Annotated in this window: 25 protein-coding genes and 1 pseudogene; 11 read left to right on the forward strand and 15 right to left on the reverse strand. The window is 70.5% G+C overall.

Annotated elements, in window-relative coordinates; translation table 11 throughout:
* Positions 1–281: 281 nt before the first annotated feature.
* The 6 genes from LPA41_RS21855 to LPA41_RS21880 form a co-directional block, all read right to left on the reverse strand.
* Positions 282–554 (reverse strand): DUF4235 domain-containing protein, encoded by a 273-nt coding sequence (locus tag LPA41_RS21855; protein ID WP_229072515.1) that lies wholly within the window; start codon positions 552–554, stop codon positions 282–284.
* Positions 554–928 carry a DUF3618 domain-containing protein gene (locus tag LPA41_RS21860; RefSeq protein WP_229072516.1) on the reverse strand — a complete coding sequence of 125 codons (375 nt, stop codon included), beginning with the start codon at positions 926–928 and terminating at the stop codon, positions 554–556. Before LPA41_RS21860 ends, LPA41_RS21855 begins: the two co-directional genes overlap by 1 nt.
* Positions 925–1,455 (reverse strand): phage holin family protein, encoded by a 531-nt coding sequence (locus LPA41_RS21865; RefSeq protein ID WP_229072517.1) that lies wholly within the window; start codon positions 1,453–1,455, stop codon positions 925–927. Before LPA41_RS21865 ends, LPA41_RS21860 begins: the two co-directional genes overlap by 4 nt.
* An 80-nt stretch (positions 1,456–1,535) precedes the next feature.
* Positions 1,536–2,717 carry a mechanosensitive ion channel family protein gene (locus tag LPA41_RS21870; protein WP_229072518.1) on the reverse strand — a complete coding sequence of 394 codons (1,182 nt, stop codon included), beginning with the start codon at positions 2,715–2,717 and terminating at the stop codon, positions 1,536–1,538.
* A gap of 126 nt (positions 2,718–2,843) precedes the next feature.
* Complete coding sequence (locus tag LPA41_RS21875; protein ID WP_229072519.1) at positions 2,844–3,668, reverse strand: DUF1206 domain-containing protein; 825 nt, start codon at positions 3,666–3,668, stop codon at positions 2,844–2,846.
* Between the two features lie 73 nt (positions 3,669–3,741).
* Positions 3,742–4,071: a hypothetical protein gene (locus LPA41_RS21880; protein ID WP_229072520.1), complete on the reverse strand. Its 330-nt coding sequence runs from the start codon at positions 4,069–4,071 to the stop codon at positions 3,742–3,744.
* 62 nt (positions 4,072–4,133) lie between these two features.
* Here LPA41_RS21880 and LPA41_RS21885 point away from each other — a divergent pair, with 62 nt between their 5' ends.
* Entirely contained in the window at positions 4,134–4,421 is a 288-nt protein-coding gene (locus tag LPA41_RS21885) for a GNAT family N-acetyltransferase (RefSeq protein ID WP_229072521.1), read from the forward strand.
* Between the two features lie 606 nt (positions 4,422–5,027).
* Here LPA41_RS21885 and LPA41_RS21890 read toward each other — a convergent pair.
* On the reverse strand, positions 5,028–6,629 hold the full coding sequence (locus tag LPA41_RS21890; RefSeq protein WP_229072522.1) for a glycoside hydrolase family 3 protein: 1,602 nt from the start codon (positions 6,627–6,629) through the stop codon (positions 5,028–5,030).
* 139 nt (positions 6,630–6,768) lie between these two features.
* On the opposite strand from LPA41_RS21890, the gene LPA41_RS41990 reads away from it, so the two are divergent.
* The 3 genes from LPA41_RS41990 to LPA41_RS21900 are packed head-to-tail and all read left to right on the forward strand — an operon-like array spanning position 6,769 to position 9,512.
* A complete protein-coding gene (locus LPA41_RS41990; RefSeq protein WP_255690061.1) occupies positions 6,769–6,897 on the forward strand; it encodes a hypothetical protein in 129 nt (42 codons plus the stop codon).
* Positions 6,898–6,912: 15 nt separating this feature from the next.
* Positions 6,913–7,863 carry a TIGR03557 family F420-dependent LLM class oxidoreductase gene (locus LPA41_RS21895; protein ID WP_229072523.1) on the forward strand — a complete coding sequence of 317 codons (951 nt, stop codon included), beginning with the start codon at positions 6,913–6,915 and terminating at the stop codon, positions 7,861–7,863.
* Entirely contained in the window at positions 7,860–9,512 is a 1,653-nt protein-coding gene (locus LPA41_RS21900; protein ID WP_229072524.1) for an ATP-dependent DNA helicase RecQ, read from the forward strand. Before LPA41_RS21895 ends, LPA41_RS21900 begins: the two co-directional genes overlap by 4 nt.
* 43 nt (positions 9,513–9,555) lie before the next feature.
* On the opposite strand, the gene LPA41_RS21905 is transcribed toward LPA41_RS21900, so the two are convergent.
* Together LPA41_RS21905 and LPA41_RS21910 are read right to left on the reverse strand one after the other, a co-directional pair.
* Entirely contained in the window at positions 9,556–9,954 is a 399-nt protein-coding gene (locus LPA41_RS21905) for a hypothetical protein (RefSeq protein ID WP_229072525.1), read from the reverse strand.
* Positions 9,955–10,105: 151 nt separating this feature from the next.
* The gene (locus LPA41_RS21910) at positions 10,106–11,203 is read right to left on the reverse strand and encodes a LacI family DNA-binding transcriptional regulator (RefSeq protein ID WP_229072526.1); all 1,098 of its coding nucleotides are present in this window, start codon (positions 11,201–11,203) and stop codon (positions 10,106–10,108) included.
* Between the two features lie 155 nt (positions 11,204–11,358).
* On the opposite strand from LPA41_RS21910, the gene LPA41_RS21915 reads away from it, so the two are divergent.
* From LPA41_RS21915 to LPA41_RS21945, 7 genes are read left to right on the forward strand one after another with little or no spacing between them, the layout of a single operon-like run.
* Entirely contained in the window at positions 11,359–12,537 is a 1,179-nt protein-coding gene (locus LPA41_RS21915; RefSeq protein ID WP_229072527.1) for an amino acid ABC transporter substrate-binding protein, read from the forward strand.
* A gap of 7 nt (positions 12,538–12,544) precedes the next feature.
* Positions 12,545–13,432, forward strand: a complete 888-nt coding sequence (locus tag LPA41_RS21920) for a branched-chain amino acid ABC transporter permease (RefSeq protein WP_229072528.1) — start codon at positions 12,545–12,547, stop codon at positions 13,430–13,432.
* Positions 13,416–14,522, forward strand: coding sequence for a branched-chain amino acid ABC transporter permease (locus LPA41_RS21925; RefSeq protein ID WP_229072529.1), 1,107 nt, complete (start codon positions 13,416–13,418; stop codon positions 14,520–14,522). Before LPA41_RS21920 ends, LPA41_RS21925 begins: the two co-directional genes overlap by 17 nt.
* Positions 14,519–15,253 carry an ABC transporter ATP-binding protein gene (locus tag LPA41_RS21930; protein WP_229072530.1) on the forward strand — a complete coding sequence of 245 codons (735 nt, stop codon included), beginning with the start codon at positions 14,519–14,521 and terminating at the stop codon, positions 15,251–15,253. The genes LPA41_RS21925 and LPA41_RS21930 overlap by 4 nt, the downstream gene beginning before the upstream one ends.
* Positions 15,243–15,992, forward strand: coding sequence for an ABC transporter ATP-binding protein (locus LPA41_RS21935; RefSeq protein ID WP_229072531.1), 750 nt, complete (start codon positions 15,243–15,245; stop codon positions 15,990–15,992). Before LPA41_RS21930 ends, LPA41_RS21935 begins: the two co-directional genes overlap by 11 nt.
* Before the next feature lie 10 nt (positions 15,993–16,002).
* Positions 16,003–16,950, forward strand: a complete 948-nt coding sequence (locus LPA41_RS21940; RefSeq protein WP_229072532.1) for a LamG domain-containing protein — start codon at positions 16,003–16,005, stop codon at positions 16,948–16,950.
* Between the two features lie 48 nt (positions 16,951–16,998).
* A complete protein-coding gene (locus LPA41_RS21945) occupies positions 16,999–19,023 on the forward strand; it encodes a sorbosone dehydrogenase family protein (RefSeq protein WP_229072533.1) in 2,025 nt (674 codons plus the stop codon).
* An 80-nt stretch (positions 19,024–19,103) separates the two neighbouring features.
* Here the strand turns inward: LPA41_RS21945 and LPA41_RS21950 are convergent, their stop codons facing one another.
* The 6 genes and pseudogenes from LPA41_RS21950 to LPA41_RS21975 all read right to left on the reverse strand — a co-directional run.
* Positions 19,104–19,775, reverse strand: coding sequence for an MBL fold metallo-hydrolase (locus LPA41_RS21950; RefSeq protein WP_229072534.1), 672 nt, complete (start codon positions 19,773–19,775; stop codon positions 19,104–19,106).
* 107 nt (positions 19,776–19,882) lie between these two features.
* Complete coding sequence (locus tag LPA41_RS21955) at positions 19,883–20,386, reverse strand: hypothetical protein (RefSeq protein ID WP_229072535.1); 504 nt, start codon at positions 20,384–20,386, stop codon at positions 19,883–19,885.
* 63 nt (positions 20,387–20,449) lie between these two features.
* Positions 20,450–20,854 (reverse strand): VOC family protein, encoded by a 405-nt coding sequence (locus tag LPA41_RS21960; protein ID WP_229072536.1) that lies wholly within the window; start codon positions 20,852–20,854, stop codon positions 20,450–20,452.
* Positions 20,847–21,683, reverse strand: a complete 837-nt coding sequence (locus tag LPA41_RS21965) for a helix-turn-helix domain-containing protein (RefSeq protein ID WP_229072537.1) — start codon at positions 21,681–21,683, stop codon at positions 20,847–20,849. Before LPA41_RS21965 ends, LPA41_RS21960 begins: the two co-directional genes overlap by 8 nt.
* Before the next feature lie 12 nt (positions 21,684–21,695).
* Positions 21,696–22,298 (reverse strand): hypothetical protein, encoded by a 603-nt coding sequence (locus LPA41_RS21970; protein ID WP_229072538.1) that lies wholly within the window; start codon positions 22,296–22,298, stop codon positions 21,696–21,698.
* Positions 22,299–22,473: 175 nt separating this feature from the next.
* Positions 22,474–22,953, reverse strand: a pseudogene (locus LPA41_RS21975) (SigE family RNA polymerase sigma factor); the annotation flags it as partial.
* Between the last annotated feature and the right edge of the window lie 609 nt (positions 22,954–23,562).

Consider the following 23,562-nt stretch of genomic DNA (forward strand, 5'->3'; position numbering starts at 1 on the left):
CAGCGGCGCCGCGAGAGGCGGCCCTTTCAGAGGACGTCTCCTCCGGGTGACCTCGTGACCCCGCCGGAGGACAATGTGAACCCGCCGGAGGGTGGTGTCCCGCGGTCAAGCGGAAGCAGCGAACCACGTACACAAAAACTGGCCACACTGTACCCGAAAAGCGAGCCGAAAAGCTGCCCCTCGAAGGAATCCAATAATGGGTGGACGATATGGAAAAGGCCCCCCACTTCGTCGTGACGAAGTGGGGGGCCGTCAAGACCCTCGTCGATACCGTAGATGATCTAGTCGGGCCAGTGACCGGTCACTCGGCGGGTCCCGATGGCGCCGCCACGGTGCACCGCCGCCTTCACCACGGCGAAGATCGCACCCTGCAGCGCTGCCGCGGCGAGCACCTCGCCCCAGCCACGGTCCTCGTCACCGGCGTCGGGCGCGTCGTCGTCCCCGGAGACCACCTTCCACGCCTGCTTGAAGAGCATCCCGGCGAGCGTGCCGGCCGCGAAGCCGAGCGCGATGTTCACCGGCTTCAACGCCACCTTCTCGAACTTGCCTGCCATCAGCGCCTCCCCCGCACGATCAGAATGACTCCTACCAGCGCCGCCAGACCCGCGGCCACGAGCAGCACCGGCGCCGGATTGGCGCGGACCCGCTCGGCAGCCGGCTCCACGGCCGACTCCTTGGCGTGCACCGTGACCTCCTTGGCCCGGCCGCCCGCCGAGACCGCGGCCTCGCGCACCCGGCCGGTCACCGCGGCAGCCTGGGTCAGCACCCGCTGCCGGGTCTGCTCCACCTGCTCCCGGGCGCGCGCCTTGACATCCGCCTTCGCCGCCAGGGCCTGCACCGTCTCACCGAGATCGGCGCGGGTCTGTTGTATCTCCTCACGCAGCACCGCCAGATCCGGCTTGGCCGCGGAACCGTTCTTCTCACTCATGCCCGGCTACGCTCCTTGACCGCATGCTTCACCTCATCGACGTCGGCCTTGATCCCCTGGACAGCCGCCTCGGGCTGCGGAGGAACCGCCCGACTCACCTGCTTCTTCCCGAGCAGGGCCAGCACGCCGGCGACCGCGAAGAGCACCACGGTCACGATCAGGGCGGCCAGCCACAGGGGCAGGAACAGGTCGAGCACGATGACCAGGGTCGCGAGGAGGGCGCCCACGCCGTAACCGGCGAGCACACCAGCACCACCGAACAGACCCGCGCCGATCCCGGCGTGCTTGCCCTTCTCGGCCAGCTCCGCCTTGGCCAGCGTCAGCTCGTCCCGGACGAGCCTGCTGACCTGCTCACTCGCGCGCTGCACCAGCTCCGCGGTGGACTGCTCGGCGAGCGGCCGGGCCGTCACCGGCGAGGCCGTCGCGGGTACGGCCTGCGCGGGTACGGCCTGCGCGGGTGCGGCCTGCGCGGGTGCGGCCTGCGCGGGAATCGGCCGGGCCGCAGCACCGGTCACAACATCGGCCATCGTGTCCCCCTTTCCATGTGACCGGGATATGCCCTGATCACGTCTGCCTCAATCCTCGCCGTGGCGCGGAAGAATGCCGGTCAGCTACGCGACACCGCGGCAGGTTCCGGACCACCGAAGGCGGCGCCCCGGGATTCACCGTCGTCACCGCCGCTGAACACCCGCGCCTGCTCCGAGGTGGCGTCCAGGCCACCCTGGTAGACACGCGCCACGCCGCGGCGGCTGGGCGGACTCGTGTCCGGCTCCCGCAGCTCGGCACGCATCCGCGGCAGCGACTCACGCTGGTTCTCCCAGATCCAGCCGACCAGGCGCTCGCGCACCAGGCACCGCAGATCCCAGAGCGCACCGGCGTCGTTCGCGCTCACCAGGGCGCGCAGCCGCACCATGCCGCCGGTCGCCTGGGTCACCTGGAGCACACAGACCCGCCGATCCCAGAGGTCCGAACTCTCGCAGACCCGCTGCAGCTCGGCGCGCAGCGGCTCGATCGGCGTCGACCAGTCCACGTCGATCTCGGCGGTGCCGAGCACCGCCGAGCCGGTACGCGTCCAGTTCTGGAACGGTTTCGTGGTGAAGTAGGAGGTCGGCAGGATGAGCCGCCGGTCGTCCCAGATCTGCACCACCACGACCGTCAGGGTGATCTCCTGGATCCGGCCCCACTCCTGCTCCACGACCACCACGTCGTCCACCCGGATCGCATCGCTGAAGGCGAGCTGGATGCCGGCGAAGACGTTGCCGAGGGTGCTCTGTGCGGCGAGCGCCGCGATCACGCTGATCACGCCGGCCGAGGCGAGGACGCTCGCGCCGAGCGCCCGGATGCCCGGGAAGGTCATCAGCATGACGCCGAGGGTGATCACCACGATCGCCGCGACGGTGACCCGGCGCAGCATCACGACCTGCGTCTTGATGCGCCGGTGCTTGCGGTTGTCCGGGACGTCGGTACGCCAGCGGGCCAGCGCGACGTCCTCACAGACCAGGAGGATCGCTCCGACGAGCCAGGCGGAGGCGGCGATGCAGAGCAGCACCAGGGTGTGCATCACGCCGCCGCGGAACGGGAAATCACCCCCGAAGACGCGGATCGCCTGCTGCGCGACGACCAGGGGCACAGTGATCAGGAACGGACGGTGGATCTTGCGTGCCATGTCGGCGGCGAGTGCGGAACGCCGGCCGAGCCGCTTGACGATCCGATGCACGATCTCGACAAAGACGATCGCCGAGCCGGCCGCGATTGCCACGGCGAGCACGGCGGTCACAACGCTGGACACTGACCTTTCCCTCCCACGTAGGGTTCTGTGCCAGCGCCCTAGTTTGCCCCCGCGGGCTGTCAGCACACCGGCAACGGCAGATGTCAGACAAAGCTCACACCTGCCGTCCTACCCGGCCCATCCTGATCAGATCTTGCGGTACTTCGCCTGGGCGATGCAGTAGACACCGAAGGCCGCGATGCCCGCCGCGATCAGCGCCAGCAACCACACACCCCAGGAGGAACCGGCAAGCGTCTTGAGAGCGGCGTCCAGCCCACGGGCCTTCTCCGGGTCATAGTTGACCGCGGCGGTGACGACCAGGATGCCCGCGATCGCGTACGCCACGCCCTTGGCCGAGTAACCGGCCATGCCCAACTTGATGATCGACTCGCGCGACTTCGCCGGCATCTGGCCGGTGTTGAGGTGCTTGACGAACTTGCGCTTGTAGCCGTAGTAAACCATCCCGACACCGATGCCGAGCACCACGAGCCCGATCAGGCCGACCAGCAGCCGGCCGCCCGAGGAGTCCATCAGCTTGGCGGTCATGCTCGCGTTGCTGTCGCCCATCGAGGCGTCCGAGCCCTGGACGACCTTGATCGCGGTCCAGGCGAGGTAGCTGTAGAGCAGCGCGCGGGCGACGGAGAGGACCCGCTCGGCCGTGGCGGTCCGGTCCCGGGGGCCGCTCTCGCCGATCGCCGCCTCGAAGGCCTGCCAGATGGCCATCGCGATCAGACCGATCGCGATCACGATGAGCAGAGTCTTGCCGTACGAGTGGGTGGACAGCTCCTGCAGGGCTCCGGACTGGTCGCTCTGCTGCCCGGAGCCACTGAAGGCCACCTGCAGCGCGATCCAAGCGAACAGCAGGTGGATGATTCCGTACCCGATGAAGCCGCCCCTGGCCAGGTATTCCAGAGGCTTGCTCTCAGCGGCACGCGATGCTTGGTGCTTGACGTTCGAGGTCGTGGAGGACATGGCCCTCAATGTGCCCAGGGCGGGACTTTCGCCAAACCCGATGCACGGACAGCATTGCGGTGGTAACGCCGGGTCAGCGCGAGATCTGCACCTGAACCTCGTCCTGGGTCACGCTGTCCAGCACCACCTGAAGGCCACCGACGTCGACCGCCTGCTGGCCCTTGGTGAGCGCGACCTGCTCACCGGCGACCTCGAGGGTCACCGTGTTCTCGTCGGCGCTCAAGAATTTCGCCTCCACGCCCAGCACGTTCACGCTGGCGTTCGTCTCCCGAGCGATGGAGACTGTGCACTCGTCGAGGCTGCAACTGACGTTGTCGTTGCTGCACCCGCCGAGCAGGGCGAGGCCGAAAGCGGCGGAGGCGACAGCGGCGGCAAGGCGGCGGCGGGGCTTGGAGATCAACACCCTTCTCACGGTACGCGGTCGCGACAACCCTAAGCTGTGCAAGACGCCAGGGGAGGCAACGGGTGAGTGACTTCGAGGTCCGCGAGAACACCGCGGCGCGCCGGTTCGAACTTCTCGTCGACGGCGAGGTGGGCGCGCTGGCCGTCTACCACACCCGCGGCGACGTACTGATCATCCTGCACACCGAGACGGCGCCGGAAATGCAGGGCAAAGGCCTGGCGAGCGAGCTGGCCCGCCGCACCCTCGACCTGATCCGCGAGCGGGGCGGCAAGGTGGCCCCGAGCTGCCCGTTCTTCGCGAAGTACATCGGCGAGCACCCGGAGTACGCCGACCTGGTCTCCAAGGGCTGACCCACACACGCTCCAGGGCCGGCGCCGGCGCCGGAACGGCACGGCACGGCCGCCGGCGTGGCATGGCGCGGGACACGGCCCGACCGCCGGGACGGCATGGCTGTCGCCGAGCCCGGCTGTCCACGGCCAGGGGTGCAGCGCGGTAGGCGGGGTGTCCGAATGGGCCCCCGGGATCGCCGCCGAGCCGACACCGCCCGCGCACCACGCCCGTGTCCACCTTGCCCCCGATGGCAACGGACGCGCCACCAATGTCGAGATGTTGATCTGCTAGCGCTACGAAATCGCGGTTTCAGGCCCATGATCACAGCGATTTTGTAGCGCTAGCAGATCAACATCGCCGGGCGGGCCGACCGCAGCCGACCGCGGCCACTACTCAGGCCCTGAGCGCCAAAAGCCGCAGGCAGCAAACATCACGCCGCACCCACTCCATTCGCCTCGGCCGGGCCCCACGCATCGACGCCCCACTCGCCAAGCCCCGCAACCTTTATCGTCACAAATAGGCCATAAATGCCCCGGATTGTTGCGCGACAAGCGATAGGGACACCCCGGCCCCGCCTGCGTCCTCCCGGGGAAGCCGAGAAGACGATCCGGGAGGGCAGCTCGGTGTCAGGCAGCGACCGGTTCGGCTGCCGGTTCGGGGACGCCCACCCCGGCGATCAGCTCGGCGGCGGCGAGCCCCAGGGCCCGGGTAGCGCCGTGCGTGGCGATGTGTACGCCGCCGGTCACCTCGACCGGGATGCCCATCTCGACCACTATCGCGTCCGGGCGTACCGCGAGCACCTGGGTCAGGGTCTCGGCGATCCACGGGTGCCGGTGCACGTCCCGGACGACCAGCACGAGCGGGCGGTCGGCGACACCGGTCAGCACCTGGCCGGCGCGGTCGGCGAAGCCGTCCAGGTCCTCGGCGGTCAGCCTGCGCGACGTGGTGCCGGGCAGCAGACCGGCCAGCGGCTCGCCCAGACCCCACGGCGTCTCGCTGCCGATCGCGATGTTGCGTGGCGGTGCGAACTCGACCACGTGCGGCGCGGCGGCGAGCGGCAGCTCCGGCGCGTGCGTACCGGCGGTGACCTTGATGGCACGGCGAGCGGCGGCGAAGCCGACGGACGAGCCACGGGTGGTGTCGGGCGCGGCCAGGACGGTCACCGCGGGTTCGCCGGCGGCGCCGGCCGCGGCGTCGGCGACGGCCCGGGCCCCGGTCTCGGTCTGCCGCCGGGTGGTCCAGGCCGCCAGCGCACGGACCCGGGCGACCGCGTCGCGCAGCCGCTCCTCGGGCAGTTCACCGCTGCGCACGGCGGCCACGATGGCGTCGCGCAGTTCGATCGCGGTCCGCTCGTCGGCGTGGTCGCCGCCGACGCAGATCGCGTCCACCCCGGCGGCGAGGGCCCGGACGGTGGCGCCGGTCAGGCCGTACCGGCGGCGGACGCCCTGCATCTCGATGCCGTCGGTGACGATCAGGCCGCCGAAGCCCAGTTCTTCGCGGAGCAGCCCGATCAGGATTCGCCGGCTCAGGGTGGCGGGCAGTTCCGGGTCGTACGCCGGGACCAGCAGGTGGCCGGTCATCACCGATTTGGTGCCGGCCGCGATCGCCGCCCGGAACGGCACCAGCTCCACCTCGGCCAGTTCGTCCCGGCTGCGGGCGATGAGCGGCACGTCGTGGTGCGAGTCGACGCTGGTGTCACCGTGCCCGGGGAAGTGCTTGGCGCACCCGGCCACGCCGGACTCCTGCAGGCCGCGGATGAACGCGGCGGTGTGCCGGGCCGCGAGCTGGGGTTCGGCGCCGAAGGCCCGGACGCCGATCACCGGGTTCGCCGGGTTGTTGTTGACGTCCGCGTCCGGTGCGTAGTCGAGCGTGATGCCCGCACCGGCGAGGTCGCGGCCCAGGTCCCGGGCGACCGCCTCGGTCAGGGCCGGGTCGTCGATCGCGCCGAGGGCCAGGTTTCCCGGGCGGGAGCTGCCGTGCCGCGACTCGAACCGGGTGACGTCGCCGGCCTCCTCGTCGATCGCCACGATCACGTCCGGCCGCTCGGCCCGCAGTTGCGCGGTCAGCGCGGCCACCTGGGCCGGTGACTCGACGTTGCGGGCGAAGAGGGCGACGCCGCCCAGCCCGTCGGCGAGCCAGCGGCGGACCCAGTCCGGTGCGGACGTGCCGACGAAACCCGGCTGCAGGACAGCAGCGGCGAGTTCCGGCAATTCGCCGTGAATGGACATACGCCCCCGTACCTCCGATGCATTCACGAACGTCTATGTGAGCGTTCTCCCCGTACGGGCAACCATGCTCACACCCGACCCCAGGTTTAGTCAACAAACCTTTCTATTAGCTGTGGCGCCGTCCCGGTAAACTGCCGGGGTGCCTGCCACCCTCTTCGCGGCGACCGGCGTCGACTGGTCCGAGATTCACGCGGTGCGGCTCCTCGGCATCGCGCTCGCCGTCCTCTTCCTGCTCTGGGCCATCCGCCGCATGTTCGGGGGCAAATAGGGGTATCGGGCGCCCATGCGCATCGGATACTTCCTGTCGAGCGAGGAGTACTCGCCCGCCGAACTCATCGACCAGGCCAAAGGCGCCGAGCGCGCCGGCTTCTCCGGCCTGTGGATCTCCGACCACTACCACCCGTGGGTGGACGCCCAGGGGCAGAGCGCCTTCGTCTGGTCCATGATCGGCGCGCTCAGCCAGGCCACCAACCTCGAGATCACCACCGCGGTGACGTGTCCCACCGTCCGCATCCATCCGGCCGTGATCGCCCAGGCCGCCGCTACCAGCGCGGTGCTGACCGGCGGGCGTTTCCGGCTGGGGGTCGGCACCGGCGAAGCCCTCAACGAGCACATCTTCGGCGACGCCTGGCCCGAGGCCGACGTCCGGCTGGAGATGCTGGAGGAAGCCGTCGAGATCATGCGCAAGCTCTGGAAGGGCGGCGTCGTCTCGTACCGGGGCAAGCACTACACGGTGGAGAACGCCCGGGTCTACACGCTGCCCGAGAAGCCGGTCGAGATCCTGGTGTCGGGGTTCGGCCCGAAGGCGATCGAGGTCGCCGCACGCATCGGCGACGGGTACGTCAGCACGATGCCCGACGGCGACATGGTCCAGCAGTTCCGTTCGCAGGGCGGCGGCGACCGGGTCTGCCAGGCAGGTTTCAAGGCCGCGTTCGCCGACTCGGCGGAGGAGGGCGCGCGGATCGCCTTCGAGAAGTGGCCGAACGCCGGCGTGCCCGGCGAGCTGTCCCAGGTGCTGCCCTCTCCCAAGCACTTCGAGCAGGCGTCGCAGCTGGTCACCCAAGACATGATCGCTGAGGCCTTCGTCTGTGGGAACGACCCGGAGAAGCACCTGGAGATGATCTCCAAGTACGCCGAGGCCGGCTTCGACGAGATCTACGTGGCGAACACCGGGCCGCACTACCAGGGCCTGTTCGACCTGTACGCGCGCGAGATCCTGCCGAAGTTCGCATGAAACTGAACATCCCCGTGTACGGGCCGCGGCTGCGCAAGGTCGCCCGGAAACACTTCGGGTGGCCGTCGCTGCGGCCCGGCCAGTTCAAGCCGATGCGCGCGGTGCTGCGCCGCAAGGACGCGCTGGTGGTGCTCCCGACCGGCGCCGGCAAGTCGGCGATCTACCAGATCCCGGCGGTGCTGCTGCCCGGCCCGACCGTGGTGATCTCGCCGCTGCTCGCCCTTCAGCAGGACCAGATCGCCGCGCTCAACGAGCGCGACGACCCGAAGACCCGGGCCGTCCGGGTCAGCTCCGCCGAGACACCGGCACAGCAGCGCGAGGCGATCGAGCTGATCCGCAGCGGTCAGGCCGAGTTCCTCTTCATCACCCCGGAACAGCTCAGCGACCCGGAGCGGCTCGCCGAGGTGCGCGCGCTGAAGCCGGGCCTCGTCGCCGTCGACGAGGCACACTGCATCTCCGCCTGGGGACACGACTTCCGGCCGGACTACCTGGCCCTCGGCGACATGATCAAGCAGATCGGCCGGCCGCCGGTCCTGGCGCTGACCGCGACCGCGTCACCGCCGGTCCGCGAGGACATTATCTCGCGGCTGCGTCTGCGCGACCCCGAGATCCACGTGTCCGGCCTGGACCGGCGCAACCTGTTCCTCGAGGTGGCCTACTGCCCGGACGAGGACTACCGGTGGCGGCGGCTGACCACGATGCTCGACGCCGAGCAGCGGCCGGGGATCATCTACGTGCCGACCCGGCGGGCCGCCGAGGAACTGGCCGAGCGGCTGACCGACGCCGGCTACGGCGCCGAGTTCTACCACGGCGGGATGGCGGCCGGGCTCCGCGAGCAGCGGCACCAGGACTTCACCGACGACAAGGTCGACATCATGGTGGCGACCTCGGCGTTCGGCATGGGCATCGACAAGCCGAACATCCGCTGGGTCGCGCACGTGGCCCTGCCCGACTCGCCGGACAGCTACTTCCAGGAGATCGGCCGGGCCGGCCGGGACGGCGAACCCGGCCGGGCGGTGCTGCTGTGGCGTTCCGAGGACGAGGCCATCCAGCGCTTCTTCGCCGGCGGCTCGCCGGACGCCGGGGAGCTCACGGAACTCGCCGGCGCCCTGCACAAGGGTCCGCAGACGAAGACCGCGCTGCAGAAGGCGACCGGGCTGGGCCCGCGCAAGCTGGGGCAGTACCTGGGCCTGCTGGAACAGGTCGGCGCGGTACGCACCGGCGCGGGCAACAAGCTGACGGTCCCGGCCCGCGCGCCGATGCCGGCCGTCGCGGCAGAGAAGGCGACCGAGGAGTTCGAGCGGCAGCAGGCAGTGGTCCGCTCACGAACTGACATGATGCGCGCCTTCGCACAATCCCGGCAATGCCGCACCGAGACGCTGCTGGCCTACTTCGGCGAGGACCAGAAGCGCCCGTGCGGCCACTGCGACAACTGCGCCGACGGCACCGCCCAGGAGGTAGACGCCGCCGAACAGGACGGCCCGTTCCCGGTGCACAGCCACGTCCGGCACGGCGAGTGGGGCACCGGCATGGTGATGAACTACGAGGAGGAACGGATGACCGTCCTCTTCGACACGGTGGGTTACAAGACGCTGTCCGTACCCGTCGTGGTCGAGCAGAAGCTCCTCACCCCCGCCAAGAGCGCCTGAGAACGGGACATCGGCGTCCGGGGCCCGGCGCGGCGGATCCGCGTCAGACGGACCAGCTCCGGAGGATGTCGCCCGGGCCCCAGATCAGATCCACCGCATCGGCCGGGAGGTCGGCTCCCGAGCGGCTGACGACCAGGTTGGACTGCCGGTTCCACCAGCCGCCGACCTCCCAGGTGTCGGTCCATGGCAGGTCGCCGGCGCCGGCGGCGAGGGCCAGCGCATCGCGGACGATCGGCTCGACGGCGTTGCCGCGCCAGGTGGACCACCGCGCGTCGAGGACCGCGCGGGCGGCGGCTGTCCGATCACGCAGGACGAGTTGATGCACATCGCGCAGCAGAGCCAGGTAGAGGCGCAGGTTGCTGTCGGCGATCCGGTACTGCGCCAGTTTGCTGGGCCTGGCGGAGAGCGGCTTGTCGACGGCGAGGACCTGCTTCTCCGCCACGAGCCGGTGAAGAAGCGGGGCCAGGGTGCCGGAACTGACCGGACCGCCGCACCTGATCCAGTTGCCGGGTCAGCAGGTCGAGTTCCGTACGTCGCCCTACGAACATCCATTACTCCGAAGCTAGATTCAATCTAACTTCGGACCGGTCTACCTACGGGTGTGACGCTTGGCGCTTGTTCGGGACCGGGCCGGCCGGGGCGGGGCTGGCCGGGGCGGGGCTGGCCGGGGCGGGGCCGGTGGAGTCGCGGATGACGAGTTGCTGGCCGGTGGGGCGGCGCCGGGGGCGGCTCGTCGGTGGTTTCAGGGCTAGTTCCAGCGCCATCCGGCCCATGTCGGTCATCGGCAGCCGGATCGTGGTGAGGCTGGGTGCCAGGTCGCCGGCGACCGAGACGTCGTCGAAGCCGACCACCGACATGCGGTCCGGCACCGGGATGCCGCGCTCGCGCAGGACGGCGAGGACGCCCATCGCCATGGCGTCGTTCAGGGCGATGATCGCCGTGGTGTCCGGGTGCTCGCGCAGGATCCGCTCGGTGGCGATGCGGCCGCCCTCGCGCACGAAGTCGGTGTGCACCACCGGCACGTCGGCGAGGGAGAGGCCGTAGGCGCGCAGGGCCGCTGCCACGCCGGCCATCCGGTCGATCACGGTGTTGAGTTCGGGGGTGCCGGCGACCAGGGCGATCCGGCGGTGGCCGAGGCCGAGCAGGTGTTCGCCGAGGGCTTGGCCGCCGGCCTCGTTGTCGGGCAGGACCGCGTCGGCGCCGAGCGCGTGCCGGCCGATCACCGCGACCCGGCCGCCGCCGCGCTGGTAGCCGGCGAGCACCGTGCGGGCCTCGGACTCCACGTCGGGATCGCCGTAGCCGGAGCCGGCCACCAGGATGATGCCGACCCGCTGGGCGATCAGGTTGCGGATCTGCCGCAGCTCGTTGCCGGGGTCGCGGCCGGAGTGGCAGATCTGCACGAGCAGGCCTTGCTCGTCGGCGAGCTGGATGACACCGCCGGCGATCTCGGAGAAGTACGGGTCGTCGACCTGGTGCACGATCAGTCCCACGGTGGAGCTGGAGCCGCCGGCCAGGGTGCGTGCGTACGGGTTGGCGACGTACCCCAGTTCCTCGGACACCTGCCGGACCCGGCTGGCGACCTCCGCGCTCACCCCGTCCCGTCCGGCGAGTGCGCGGGAGGCGGTGGCCAGCGAGACACCGGCGCGCTGAGCGACGTCGATGAGCCGCAGCCCCGGGCCCGGTTTCGGCATCGTTAACTCCCCAGCTCTTGCCCGTGATTGCTGTCACAGCATATGGTACGCAAGCGCTTTCGTAAGCGCTTTCGTAAGTCGGTGCAGAGGAGCGTCCGAGGATGCCGACCACTTCTTCACACGCACGATTCCCCATGAAATTCCTGGCTGCGTCCATGATTCTCACACTCGGCGCCTGTTCCGGCGGCGGTGGCGGGGACGAGGGCGGCGGCAGCGACGACCCGATCGTGATCGGGATTTCCCTCCCGCTGACCGGAGACTTCTCCGAGCCCGGCAAGGGCGTCCAGCAGGGGTACGAGGCCTGGGCGAAAGTCGTCAACGACAAGGGCGGTCTGCTCGGCCGCCAGGTGGAACTGAAGATTCTCGACGACCAGTCCAATGCGGACCGGGTCGTCGCCGATTACGAGCAGCTGATCGGCAAGGACCAGGTGGACCTGGTCTTCGGCCCGTTCTCGACACGTCTCGTGGTGCCTTCGGCGCGCGTCGCCGAGGAGTACGACATGCTCTTCGTCGAGCCGGCGGGCGCCGCCAAGGAGGTCTTCGAGCAGGGCTTCAAGAACCTGTTCTACGCCGCCCCGGCGGTCGCCAACGACCACTACAACTACCTCGCCGAGAAGATCCTGGCGATGCCGGCGGACCAGCGGCCCAAGACTGCCGCCTACGCCGCGATGGACGACCCCTTCGCGCAGGGTACGGCGTACGGCTTGAAGGAGAAGCTGGAGGCCGGCGGCGTCCGGACCGTGGTGGACGAGGTCTACCCGCCGAACACCACCGACTTCTCCGGCATCGCCGCCAAGATCACTGACTCGAAGGCGGACGTGCTGGTCGGTGGCTCGCAGTACCAGGACGGCGTGAACCTGATCGTGGCCCTGCAGCAGCTGGGCTACCAGCCGAAACTGGCCGCCTTCTCGACCGCGCCGACCAACCCGGAGTTCGCCTCGGCGATCGGCAACAAGACCGCGGGCGTGCTCTCCCCCACCGGCTACAGCCAGGACGCGAAGTACCCGTCGAACACCGAGTTCGTCGAGAAGTACACCGCGCAGTTCGGCAAGGCGCCGGAGGAGGACCAGGCCAACGGCTACACCACCGGTCAGGTGGTGGCCGCCGCGGTCACCGCGGCCGGCTGCGCCGAGCAGGGCGACTGCCAGCAGAAGCTGATCGACTGGCTGCGCACCAACACCGTGGAGACCGTGGTGGGGCCGCTCAGCTGGGACGACACCGGAAAGCCCAAGGGCGCCCACATGATCCAGCAGTGGGTCGGCGGCGACATCAAGATCGTGTTGCCGGAGGACGTCAAGGAGGCCGAATTCAGCTACCCGAAGCCGGCCTGGTGATGCGCTGATGCCGTCCGGTGCGCTGCTGTTCCAAAGTGTGATCCTGGGGCTTCTGCTCGGCGGCCTGTACGCCCTGCTCGCCTCGGGACTCACCCTCTACTTCGGCATCATGCGGGTGGTGATGATCGCCCATTCGGCGTTCCTCATCCTCGCCGCCTACCTGGCCTGGTACCTGCACGAGTCGGTGGGCCTCGACCCGTTGCTGTCGATGATCGGCACCGTCCCGCTCTTCTTCGCGGCCGGCGTCGGGCTGCAGCGGGCCCTGCTCACCCGGCTGCGGCCGGCCACTCTGACCATGATGTCGGTCCTGCTGACGTTCGCGATCGCGCTGCTCATCGAGGGCCTGCTCGGTTACGCGTTCACCGGCACCCAGCGGCGCATCAACCTGGGGTACTCGTCGGCCGGCCTGGAACTGTTCGGCGCCCGGATCGCGGTGGTCAAACTTATCGCGTTCGGACTGGCGGCGGTCGCGCTCACCACGCTCTACCTGCTGCTGAAGCGGACCAAGTTCGGCTGGGCGCTGCGCGCGACCATCCAGCACCGGGACGCCGCCCGGCTGCTCGGCATCGACACCGACCGGGTGGCCGGGTTCGGCTTCGGCATCGGCCTGGCCACCGCGGCGATCGGCGGCACCGCGCTGTCGCTGGACACCACCATCTACCCCTCGCTGCACTGGCACTGGATCGGCCCGCTGATGGCGATCATCGTGGTCGGCGGGCTGGGCAGCGTGCCGGGCGCGGCGATCGCGGCGATGATCCTCGGGCTGGCGCAGAGCCTGCTCCAGATCCCGCTGGGCACCACCTGGGCGCAGACGGTGTTCTACGTCGCGCTCTTCGCCACCCTCGCATTCCGGCCACAGGGATTCTTCGGAGGCCGCCTTGCCCAACGTTTCTAGAATCCTCAAGATCGGCGCGATCGTCCTGCTCGCGGTGGCGGTCCTCGCCTTCCCCGGCGTCGCGCCGAACCCGTACATCCTCTCGGCCGGCGTGCTGGTGCTGAACTACGCGGTGCTCTCCACCTCGTGGAACTTCGTCGGCGGCTTCACCGGGTACATCTCGCTGGGGCACGGCGCGCTGGCCGGGCTCGGCGCGTACGGCACCGGCCTGCTGGTGGCGAAGGGCGGACTGCCGCCCTTCCTCGCCCTCTTCCTGAGTGCCGCGATCGTCGCGGCCCTCGCGGTCCCGATCGGCTTCGCCGCCCTGCGGGTCCGGGGTGCGTCGTTCGTGATCGTGTCGATCTCCCTGGTGCTGATCCTGCTGCTGGTCTTCCAGAGCTGGGCCTCGGTCACCGGCGGTTCCCGCGGCCTGGTCGTGCCCCGCCCGTTCGACCTCAGCCGGCCCGAGCACCACCGGGTCTTCTACTACCTGTTCGCGGCCCTGCTCGCCGCGGCGCTGGTGGCCTGGTGGCTGATCGACAGATCCCGGTTCGGGCTGGGCCTCAAGTCGATCCGCGAGGACGAGGACAAGGCCGAGGCCCTGGGTACCGCGACGTTCACGTACAAGTTGATCGTCTTCGTGGTGTCGGCGGCGTTCACCGCGCTGGCCGGCGGCATGTACGCGCTCTGGTTCGGCGACCTCGACCCGGTCTTCCAGTTCTCCATCCTCACCGGTTCCTACCTGGTGCTGATGGCGCTGCTGGGCGGCGTGCGCCAGCTGTTCGGCCCGGTCGCCGGCGCGATCATCGTGGGCGTCGCGCTGGAGTACTTCAAGGTCGAGTACGGCGACACCCCGCTGCACCTGGTGGCGACCGGCCTGCTGCTGGCGCTGGTGGTGCTCTTCATGCCGGACGGCATCCTGCCGGCGGTCGGCGACCTGCTGAAACGGTTCGACCGGTCGCAACGGTCGTCGATCCGCGAGGTCAGTGCGGCGGAGCTCCGCGAGCAGCGGCTCAAGGAACAGGCCGGAACGGAGACCGGCGGCAAGGGTACGGGCGACGACGGCACCGGCCGGACCGCGATGACCGAGGCGGGAGGCACGACCCGATGACCGGAACCCTGGCAACCACCGGCCTGCGCAAGGCCTTCGGCGGGGTGACCGCCCTCGACGGCGCCACGGTGAACTTCCAGCCCGGCAAGGTGAACGCGCTGATCGGGCCGAACGGGTCCGGCAAGACGACGTACTTCAACTGCGTCACCGGCATGATCAAACCGGACAGTGGCACGGTCACCTACGCGGGCCGGGACATCACCGGCAAGGCACCGCACTCGATCGCACGGCACGGCCTGGGCCGGACGTTCCAGCTGTGCCGGACGTTCCCGCGCATGACGGCCCTGGAGAACGTGCTGGCCGCCGTACCCCCGGGTGGTCTGCTCGGTGGGCTGCGCGGCGCCAAGCGCCGCAGTGAGATCGAGCGGGCGATGGGCTGGCTCACCCGGCTCGGCATCGAGCACCTGGCCGGCAACGAGGCCCGGGACATGTCGTGGGGCCAGCAGAAACTGCTCGAACTGGCCGGGGTGCTGATGTCCGAACCGGACACGGTGCTGCTCGACGAGCCCGCCGGCGGGGTCAACCCGGCCCTGCTCGACCGGATCGGGCTGCTGGTCCGCGAGCTGAACGCGGAAGGCCGGACCTTCGTGATCGTCGAGCACAACATGGACCTGGTCATGAGCATCAGCGACCACATCGTGGTCTTCGACCGCGGCCGTCCGATCGCCGAGGGGCCGCCGTCCGTGATCCGCACCGACGAGAAAGTGCTGGGGGCCTACCTTGGCGTCTGAACTCGAACTCACCGACATCGTCGCCGGTTACGGCCGGGCGGCGCCCGTCCTGCGCGGCTTCAGCGTCGAGGTGCCGGCCGGGAAGATCGTCTGCCTGGTCGGGCCGAACGGCGCCGGCAAGTCCACCGTGCTCAAGGTGGCCGGCGGGCTGCTCAAGCCGCGCGACGGGAAGGTGCTCGTCGGCGGCGCGGACGTCACCGGCCGCGGACCGCAGGCGATGCTGAAGGCCGGCGTGTCCCTGGTGCTGCAGGGCCACAGCGTGTTCCGCGAGATGACCGTCGAGGAGAATGTGCTGCTCGGCGCGTACACCATGAAGGACAAGGCGAAGATCGCCCAGCGGGTGTCCTTCGTCAAGGAGGTCTTCCCGGTGGTCGCCGACCGCTGGGGATCGCTCGCCGGTCTGCTCTCCGGCGGGCAGCAGAAACAGGTGGAGTTCGCCCGGTCGCTGATGGTGGACCCGAAGGTCGTCCTGCTGGACGAGCCGTCGATGGGTCTCGACCCGAAAGCGACCGGCACGGTGTTCGAACAGGTCGTGCGGATGCGCGATGCCGGCACGGCGGTGCTGCTCGTCGAGCAGAACGCCCGCCGCGCGCTGGAGACCGCCGACCTCGGGTGCGTGCTCGACCTCGGGCGCGTACACATCTCCGGGCCTGCTCAGCAGCTCCTTGCCGACCCACAGCTCGGGGAGCTCTATCTCGGCGGCCGTCCCGCCGAGCCACCGGTACAGCCGAAGATCTGAAAGGTCGTCCATGAGGCGAACCCTCGGAATCATCGTCGCCGCTCTTGTCGTAGCGGCCGGCGCCACCGGAACACCTGTCAACGCGGGCGATACCGGCCCACGTGACGTCCATCCCTCCCTTCGCTCCGACCTCATCGCGTTCTACGACTTCGATCACCCGATGCCCGACGACCCGGCCCTCGAACGGGACCAGGGCCGGTCCTCCACGGAGATCGAGCTGATCAACGGCGGCGCCGCCCAGCGGGTCGCCGAGAACGCGTACCCCGGCAGCCGCCGGGCCCTGCAGACCCGCCAGGTCGATCCGGTCGCCACCGGCAACGACGACTGGAAGGCCGGCGTCTACTCGCCGACCGGCGTTCGCACGCTGCGCGCCTTCAACGCCGTGAGCGGCACCACGGTGATGGGCTGGTTCAAGCGCTCGATGGACGGCCCCGCCCCGAACACGGTCACCCCCGCGCCGGACGACCGGTTCAACGCGATCGGCCTGGCCGGCGTGCTGACCGGCGACTCCGACGGGCACGGTGTCCGTGCGCTGCTCGAACTGATCGACGTGCAGGGCACGCTGCGCCTGGTGGCGCTCGGCCGGCGTCTCGACGGCGGCGCGTCGCAGACCTTCGCCGCGAGTGCCGACTGGACCACCCTGCTGCCGAAGGACACGTGGGTGCACCTCGCCGCCACGTTCGACTTCAACGCCGGGACGATGGCGCTCTACCGCAACGGCGTGCCGATCGACGGCTTCTACACCGTTACCGGCGACCCGTGGCAGGTGGCCGGGCCGGGCCCGCACGTCACCACCGCCACCGACCCGCGTGGCATCAAGATCGGCGGGAGCTTCCCGCAGAACAACGTCGAGCGCAACCCGTGCGACTGCCGGATGGACGCGCTCATGTTCCTGGACCGGTCGTTGCCGGCCCGGGACGTCGCGCGCCAGTACCGCTACATGAACAGCCGGGGGTAACTCATGCGACGTTTCATCCTACCCATTCTGTTACTACTGTCCACATTGGTGGCTTTCCCGGGCCGGGCGATGGCGGCCGAGGCGATCGACGACCCGATCCCGAACGAACCGGTGTCGTCCCGGATCGGCCTGGTCCTCTCCGAGTACGCCCAGTTCCCGCAGTCCTTCACCAACCCGCCGCTCACCGACCAGCGGCTCAACCGGATCGCCCGGATCAACACCATCCTGGAACTGCCGGACGGCTCCGGGCGCCGCGCGGTGCCCGACCTCAACGGCAACCTCTACCTGGTGAAGAACGGCGTGCCGCACGTCTACCTGGACATCGCCGCCACCTTCGCGCCGCAGTTCTTCTCCGGCCGCGGCCTCGGCCAGGGCTTCGGGTACGTGACATTCCACCCGAACTTCAAGCGGAACGGCCTGTTCTACACGATCCACACCGAGCAGGCGACGCTCACCACGGCGGTGCCCGACTACGAGCAGTCCGGCACCACGCTCTTCCACGGTGTGATCAACGAGTGGAAGGCCACCGACCCGGCCGCCGACACCTTCGCCGGCACCCGCCGGGAAGTGCTGCGGATCGGCTTCGCCGGCCAGATCCACGGCATCCAGGAGATCAACTTCAACCCGACGGCGCGCAAGGGCACGGCCGAGTACGGCAAGCTATACCTCGCGGTCGGTGACGGCGGCATCGGCGTGCGCACCACCGACCCGCAGAACCTCGCCATCCCGCACGGCAAGCTGCTGCGGATCGACCCGAGCGGCACCAACTCCGCCAACGGCAAGTACGGCATCCCTGCCGACAACCCGTTCGTCGGGCAGGCCGGCGCGATCGGCGAGATCTGGTCGTACGGCTACCGCGACCCGCACCGGTTCAGCTGGGACCCGGCCACCGGGCGGATGTACCTCGGTCACATCGGTGAGAAGACGATCGAGGCGATCTACGAGGTGCGCCGCGGCGACAACATGGGCTGGAGCGAGCGCGAGGGCGCGTTCGTCTTCGACCGCAACGCCACGAACGTCTGCGACCGGCTCTACCCGCTGCCCGCCGACGACGCGCAGTACAACTACGTCTACCCGGTCGCCGCGTACGACCACAACCCGGCGCCCGGCTGGAACTGCACCTCCGACGTCGGCGTCGCCGTAGCCGGTGGCTTCGTCTACCGGGGCACCGCCCTCCCGGCGCTGCGCGGCAAGTACGTCTTCGGTGACCTGGTCGCCGGCACGGTGTTCTACACCGAGGTCAGCCAGATGCGCCGCGGCGGCCCGCCGGCCACCATCCACCGGCTGCAGCTGTTCGACTCGGCCAACAACCCGGTCCGCATGCAGCAGCTCTCCGGCCCCGGCGCACCCGGCGACCCGAACCGGGTCGACCTGCGCTTCGGCACCGACGCCCGGGGCGAGCTCTACGTGCTGGCCAAGGCCAACGGCAAGATCTGGAAGGTGACCGGGACCCGGACCTTCGCGTCCGGCTCGGTCGGGCACACCCGGGTCAGCGGTACGGCCGTCGCCGCCAACTGGGCGCCGGTCACCCCGTCGAAGTGGCAGTTCGCCAACGGCCAGATCATCCTGGCCGAGGCCGGCACCGACCCTGGCGCGCCGCGGCGGCCCTTCGAGTACGCGGTGCTGACCAAGGGCCCGGCGTTCTCCAAGGTGGAGATCACCGCCGACGTCCGGCTGGACACACCGGTCGACGTCTCCAACCGGGACGTAGTGATCATTTTCGGCTATCAGTCGCCGACGCAGTTCTACTACGCCCATCTGAGCCAGGACAACACGATCCTGCCCCACAACGGCATCTTCAAGGTCAACAACGCTGACCGGGAGCGGATCGACTACCAGTGGAACGGCCGGTCCCGGGGCGCCAACCCGGCGATCACCGACACCGACTGGCACGACGTGAAGGTCCGGCACCTGCCGGACACCGGCGAGATCGCCGTCTACGTCGACGGCAACAAGGACCCGATCATGACGGCCGGCGACACGACGTTCGCCTCCGGCCGGGTCGGTTTCGGATCGTTCGACAACATCGGTCGCGCCCGCGACTTCAAGGTCACCGGAACGCCGGCGCCCTGAGGTTCGCTGTCGACACAACCGTGGCCGGGTGGAACCTCACCCGGCCACGGCCGTGCTCGCCCCGGCGTGCCGGGCGCGGCTCAGCCCGCCACCGCCGCGCGGAACGCCTCCACCGCCCGGCCCGTCACCGCCCTGCCGTGACCGAAGACCGCGACCTCGAACTCCCGCTCGGCCAGCCGCGCCAGACTCGCCGCGGCCTGCGCCGGGTCGGCCGTGACCGGCCGCGGCGGACCGCTCACCCGGCCCCGCCGGCTCGCCGCCGCGTCACCGGCGAAAAGCACGCCGCCGGCGCGGTCCAGCAGGAACGACAGGTGCCCGCGGGTGTGCCCGGGCGTGTGCAGCGCGGTGAAACCGGGCACCGGCTCACCGCCGTCCGGCACCAGCTGGTCCAGCTTCGTCGGCTCCACGGTGCCGATCATCCGGCTGACCAGCCTGCCGAGTGCCCCCGCCGGCGCCGCCGCCGGGAACGCGCCGGTGATGTGCGGCGCGTCGGCCGCGTGCGCCACCAGCCGGGCCCCGCTGCGCCGCTTCACCTCGGCCAGGCTGCCGACATGATCCGGGTGGTGGTGGGTGACCAGCACCGTCCGGACCTCCCCCAGACTGCGCCGCACCCCGCGCAGCGCCCGCTCGATCACCGGCGCCCGGCCGGGCAGCCCGGTGTCCACCAGGACCAGCCCGTCGTCGGTCACGACCAGGTGCACGTTGACATATCCCAGGCGGAGCTCGAAGACCCCGTCCACCACTTCCCGCACCCGGCGATTGTGTCAGCCCGCCGGGACCGCCCAGGCCGGCGGGGCGAGGCTGCCACGTCCTGCCGCTCGTGGCAGCCGGCCCCACCGGCAGCGCTGCTCCGGGGTGGTCAGCCGGCGAGGATCTTGGCCAGATCGTCCCGGAACGAGCGCTCACTCTCGGTCACCGACTCGGCGCCGAGGCCGAGCAGGCCACCGGTGGACGCGGCACCCACCACCTCGTCGGCGATCTCGACGAGCCAGTGCTTGTAGGTCTCCGCGTCGGCGTCGGACGCCTTCGCGGCGAGCAGCGTGGCCGCTTCGGCCGCGCGGGTCAGCACGTCGGCGGCGTACCCCACCGGGTCGCTCGGCTCGATCACCGGCGGCTCCTCGCCCAGCTCGGGGTCGCCTGCCTCGCCGACCGCGGCGGACGCGGCGGCGGCGACCAGCGGGCTGGCCGAGGCACGGGCGTCGGAGATGCGGTCCAGGCCGGCCGCCACCTCGGCCCGGGTCTTGCGGGCGCTGTCGGGGGTGGCGGCGCTCGCCGCGGTGAGCACCGACTGTGGCAGGCCGGCGAGCAGCCCCCATTCGGCGTCGGTGAAGCCCAGCTTGGCGTAGAGCGGTTCGTCCGTCACGCGCGGTCCTTTCCTCGGGTCGACAGCATTCTTACCTACCCGCACCCGACCCCTTCCCAAGCATCACCCGTGCGTGCGCGGCTCACCCCGGTACGTGCCGAAACTCCACAGGTTGCCCTCGGGGTCACGGGCGGCGAACTCGCGGGACCCGTAGTCGGTGCCGGCCGGCGCCCGGACGATCTCGGCACCGGCTTTCGCGGCCCGCTCGTGCAGGGCGTCCACGTCATCGGTGACCGCGTACGCCCCGAACGTGCCGGGCGTCAGCTGCCACACCCCGCCCTCCCGCCCGGAACCCAGCATGATGCCGCCACCCAGCGGCCAGTCCAGTTGCGCGTGATCGACCTGGTCGCCGCTCCCGTGCACGACGTTCTCGGTGAAGCCGAAGGCGTCCACCAGGAAGCGGATCAGGGTACGGGCATCGGCCGCCCGCAGCGTGGGCCACACCTGTGGCGACGGAGTCTCAGTCATGAATCCCATCGTCGCCGGGTAACGCCGGCAAGGCTTGGACGAAACCGAACTCGTCGGCCAGCCACCGGGTCGGTGAGCAGCCGGCGAACGCCTGGAAGTCGCGGACCAGGTGCGACTGGTCGGCGTACCCGTGCTCGGCCGCGACCCGGGCCAGCCGCATGCCGGGCCGCACCGCCCGCCGGGCCCGGTCGAAGCGGGCGACCCGGGCCGCCTCCTTCGGACGCAGGCCGAGTTCGGCGCGGAACCTGTCGGTGAGGTGCCGCGCGCTCCAGCCCACCTCACCGGCGAGCGCGGCGATCGGCACGTCGGCGAGGAGCAGCCGGCGGTACGCGTGGTTCACCCGGTCGCAGCCGGCCGCCCCGGTGAGCAGCGCACCCAGCATGGCGTCCAGCACCGCGAACCTGGCCGGCCAGCCGGACACCGCGGCGAGGCGTTCCCGGGTCTCACCGACGAACCGTTCGCCGAGGACCGCAGCCGCGTCCACGTCCCGATTGGCGAGCTCGGCGGCGGGCAGCCCCAGCAGAGCGCGGCAGCCGGCCGGATGCAACGCCACCTGCACCCCGGACTGCCGCCCGTCGTGGGTGATCAGCGCGGGCGCGAGGTGCAGGCCGCCGACCAGGGCGTCGAACGAGCCGGGCGCCTGCCGCGGGTCGGGGTGCGCGGCCACCACCAGCGGCTCGTCGATCGTGAAGATCAGCGTGAGGTACGGCGAGGGCAGCCCCCGGTGCCGTGCCGGCGGAACGCCCCGCTGCCGGTAACCCGAGTAGAGACCGGCGTAGGGGCGCAGCGACGGGGCCGGGCGGGCCTGCGCGTACTCGTCCAGCGCCATCCCCGCATTGTCTCAGCACTCGTGCGGCATGTCGTGCACCCGGATCGCCGCGAGACCCTGGTTGACCTCGGTGCGCGTGGCAAGCTGCTGGAAACCGGGACCGATCTCCAGGTCGACGGTCTCGCCGGCCCGCGCCGGCACGAACACCTTCTCCGCCTGCCCGAGCAGCAGCACGTCGACCATCAGCGCCTCGCCGATCCCCTGCGGGCCGTACCGGATCACCCCGACGGCCCGTCCCGGCAGCTCCGGTCCGGCGGTCAGCTCGACCCGGGCGTCGACCGACCGGCCCCGCAGATCGGCCGCCACCTGCTCGGCCCGAGACGCGTCGGCCGGCCGGTCGATCACCCGCACAGGGACGGCAAAACTGTCCGGCAGAGTCAGGTCGACAGGTGCGGCGCAGCCCGTCGCCACCGGCAAGGCCGAGGGCTCCCGGCCGGCGAGCACCGTCCCGGTGGCTGCCGCGACGGCCACGAGCAGGGCAGATCCGGCGACGGCGGCGCGGTTGCGGAGGGTACGCCGGCGGCCGCGCGCCCGAATCTCGGCGGCCGGAGTGATCCGCACGTGCTGGAGGTCGTCCGCCAGCTCGGCGAGCGCATCACGAACGGTGCGGGGCATCGGGCACCTCCAGGGGGTCGAGGTCCTCATTGCGGTCTCGGCCGTCGTTACCGTCCCGGCCGTCGTTGCGATCCCAGCCGTCATCGCGATCCCGGCCGTCATCGCGATCCCGGCCGTCGTCGCGATCCCGGCCGTCGTCGCGATCCCGGCCGTCGTCGCGGTCGAGGCCTTCGTTCAGCAGCGGGGCCAGGGCGGCCCGGGCCCGGGACAGCCGAGCCTTGACCGTGCCGGCGGGGGTGCCGGTGCTCGCCGCGATCTCCGCGATCGGCATGTCCAGCAGGTAGTGCAGCACGATGGTGCGCCGCTGCGCCTCCGGCAGTTGCCGCAGCGCGGCGATCACCGCGACCCGTACCGGTGACGGGCCGGCGGTGGCGGTGTCCGGCGGGCCGTTACGGGCGAACGCGGCGAGCCGGCGGCGCAGGCCCCGCCACCGGTTCACGGCCAGCCGCCACGCGACGGTGCGGACCCAGTGCTCGGGACTGTCGTAACCGGACACGGCGGGCCAACGCTGCCAGGCTCGCGCGTACGCCTCCTGGGTGATGTCCTGCGCGTCGCCGAGGTCGCCGCAGACCGCGTACACGTGCAGGATCACCCGCCGCACGGTGCTCGCGTAGAAGGCGTCGAAGTCCGCGCTGCCCCCGTCAGGTGTTCGCATGTCTCAATACACCCCGCAGGTGGGCCGGAGGTTGCGTCAGCCCTCACTTTCGGACACCGTCGGCCCGGACAGGACGCCGCGACCGCGCTCAAGTCGCCCCGGCGCGCCGCCCCCACAGCCCGGCTGTCACCCACGGCTGCTCTCCGAGCCACCGGGCAGCCGTGCGTGACAGCCAGACCGGCCGGAGCGGGGCGGCTGTCACCCACGGCTGGTTTCCGAGCCACCAAACAGCCGTACGTGACAGCCAGACCGGCCAGAACGGGCCAGCTGTCACCCACGGCTGCTCTCCGAGCCACCAAACAGCCGTACGTGACAGCCAAACCGGCCGGAGCGGGGCGGCTGTCACCCACGGCTGGTTTCCGAGCCACCAAACAGCCGTACGTGACAGCCAGACCGGCCAGAACGGGCCAGCTGTCACCCACGGCTGGTTTCCGAGCCACCAAACAGCCGTACGTGACAGCCAGACCGGCCAGAACGGGCCAGCTGTCACCCACGGCTGGTTTCCGAGCCACCAAACAGCCGTACGTGACAGCCAGACCGGCCAGAACGCGCCAGCTGTCACCCACGGCTGGTTTCCGAGCCACCAAACAGCCGTACGTGACAGCCAGA

It is taken from the genome of Actinoplanes sp. DH11 (genome assembly GCF_020873875.1).
Classification (GTDB): domain Bacteria; phylum Actinomycetota; class Actinomycetes; order Mycobacteriales; family Micromonosporaceae; genus Actinoplanes.

Excerpts from the sequence above, each read along its gene's own strand:
- LPA41_RS21965 (WP_229072537.1), bottom strand. The coding sequence starts at position 21,683 with ATGGCGCTGGACGAGTACGCGCAGGCCCGCCCGGCCCCGTCGCTGCGC.
- LPA41_RS21930 (WP_229072530.1), top strand. The coding sequence starts at position 14,519 with ATGACCGGAACCCTGGCAACCACCGGCCTGCGCAAGGCCTTCGGCGGG.
- LPA41_RS21920 (WP_229072528.1), top strand. The coding sequence starts at position 12,545 with ATGCCGTCCGGTGCGCTGCTGTTCCAAAGTGTGATCCTGGGGCTTCTG.
- LPA41_RS21890 (WP_229072522.1), bottom strand. The coding sequence starts at position 6,629 with ATGTCCATTCACGGCGAATTGCCGGAACTCGCCGCTGCTGTCCTGCAG.
- LPA41_RS21910 (WP_229072526.1), bottom strand. The coding sequence starts at position 11,203 with ATGCCGAAACCGGGCCCGGGGCTGCGGCTCATCGACGTCGCTCAGCGC.
- LPA41_RS21915 (WP_229072527.1), top strand. The coding sequence starts at position 11,359 with ATGATTCTCACACTCGGCGCCTGTTCCGGCGGCGGTGGCGGGGACGAG.
- LPA41_RS21875 (WP_229072519.1), bottom strand. The coding sequence starts at position 3,668 with ATGTCCTCCACGACCTCGAACGTCAAGCACCAAGCATCGCGTGCCGCT.
- LPA41_RS21860 (WP_229072516.1), bottom strand. The coding sequence starts at position 928 with ATGAGTGAGAAGAACGGTTCCGCGGCCAAGCCGGATCTGGCGGTGCTG.
- LPA41_RS21900 (WP_229072524.1), top strand. The coding sequence starts at position 7,860 with ATGAAACTGAACATCCCCGTGTACGGGCCGCGGCTGCGCAAGGTCGCC.
- LPA41_RS21865 (WP_229072517.1), bottom strand. The coding sequence starts at position 1,455 with ATGGCCGATGTTGTGACCGGTGCTGCGGCCCGGCCGATTCCCGCGCAG.
- LPA41_RS21940 (WP_229072532.1), top strand. The coding sequence starts at position 16,003 with ATGAGGCGAACCCTCGGAATCATCGTCGCCGCTCTTGTCGTAGCGGCC.
- LPA41_RS21960 (WP_229072536.1), bottom strand. The coding sequence starts at position 20,854 with ATGACTGAGACTCCGTCGCCACAGGTGTGGCCCACGCTGCGGGCGGCC.
- LPA41_RS21895 (WP_229072523.1), top strand. The coding sequence starts at position 6,913 with ATGCGCATCGGATACTTCCTGTCGAGCGAGGAGTACTCGCCCGCCGAA.
- LPA41_RS21970 (WP_229072538.1), bottom strand. The coding sequence starts at position 22,298 with ATGCCCCGCACCGTTCGTGATGCGCTCGCCGAGCTGGCGGACGACCTC.
- LPA41_RS21855 (WP_229072515.1), bottom strand. The coding sequence starts at position 554 with ATGGCAGGCAAGTTCGAGAAGGTGGCGTTGAAGCCGGTGAACATCGCG.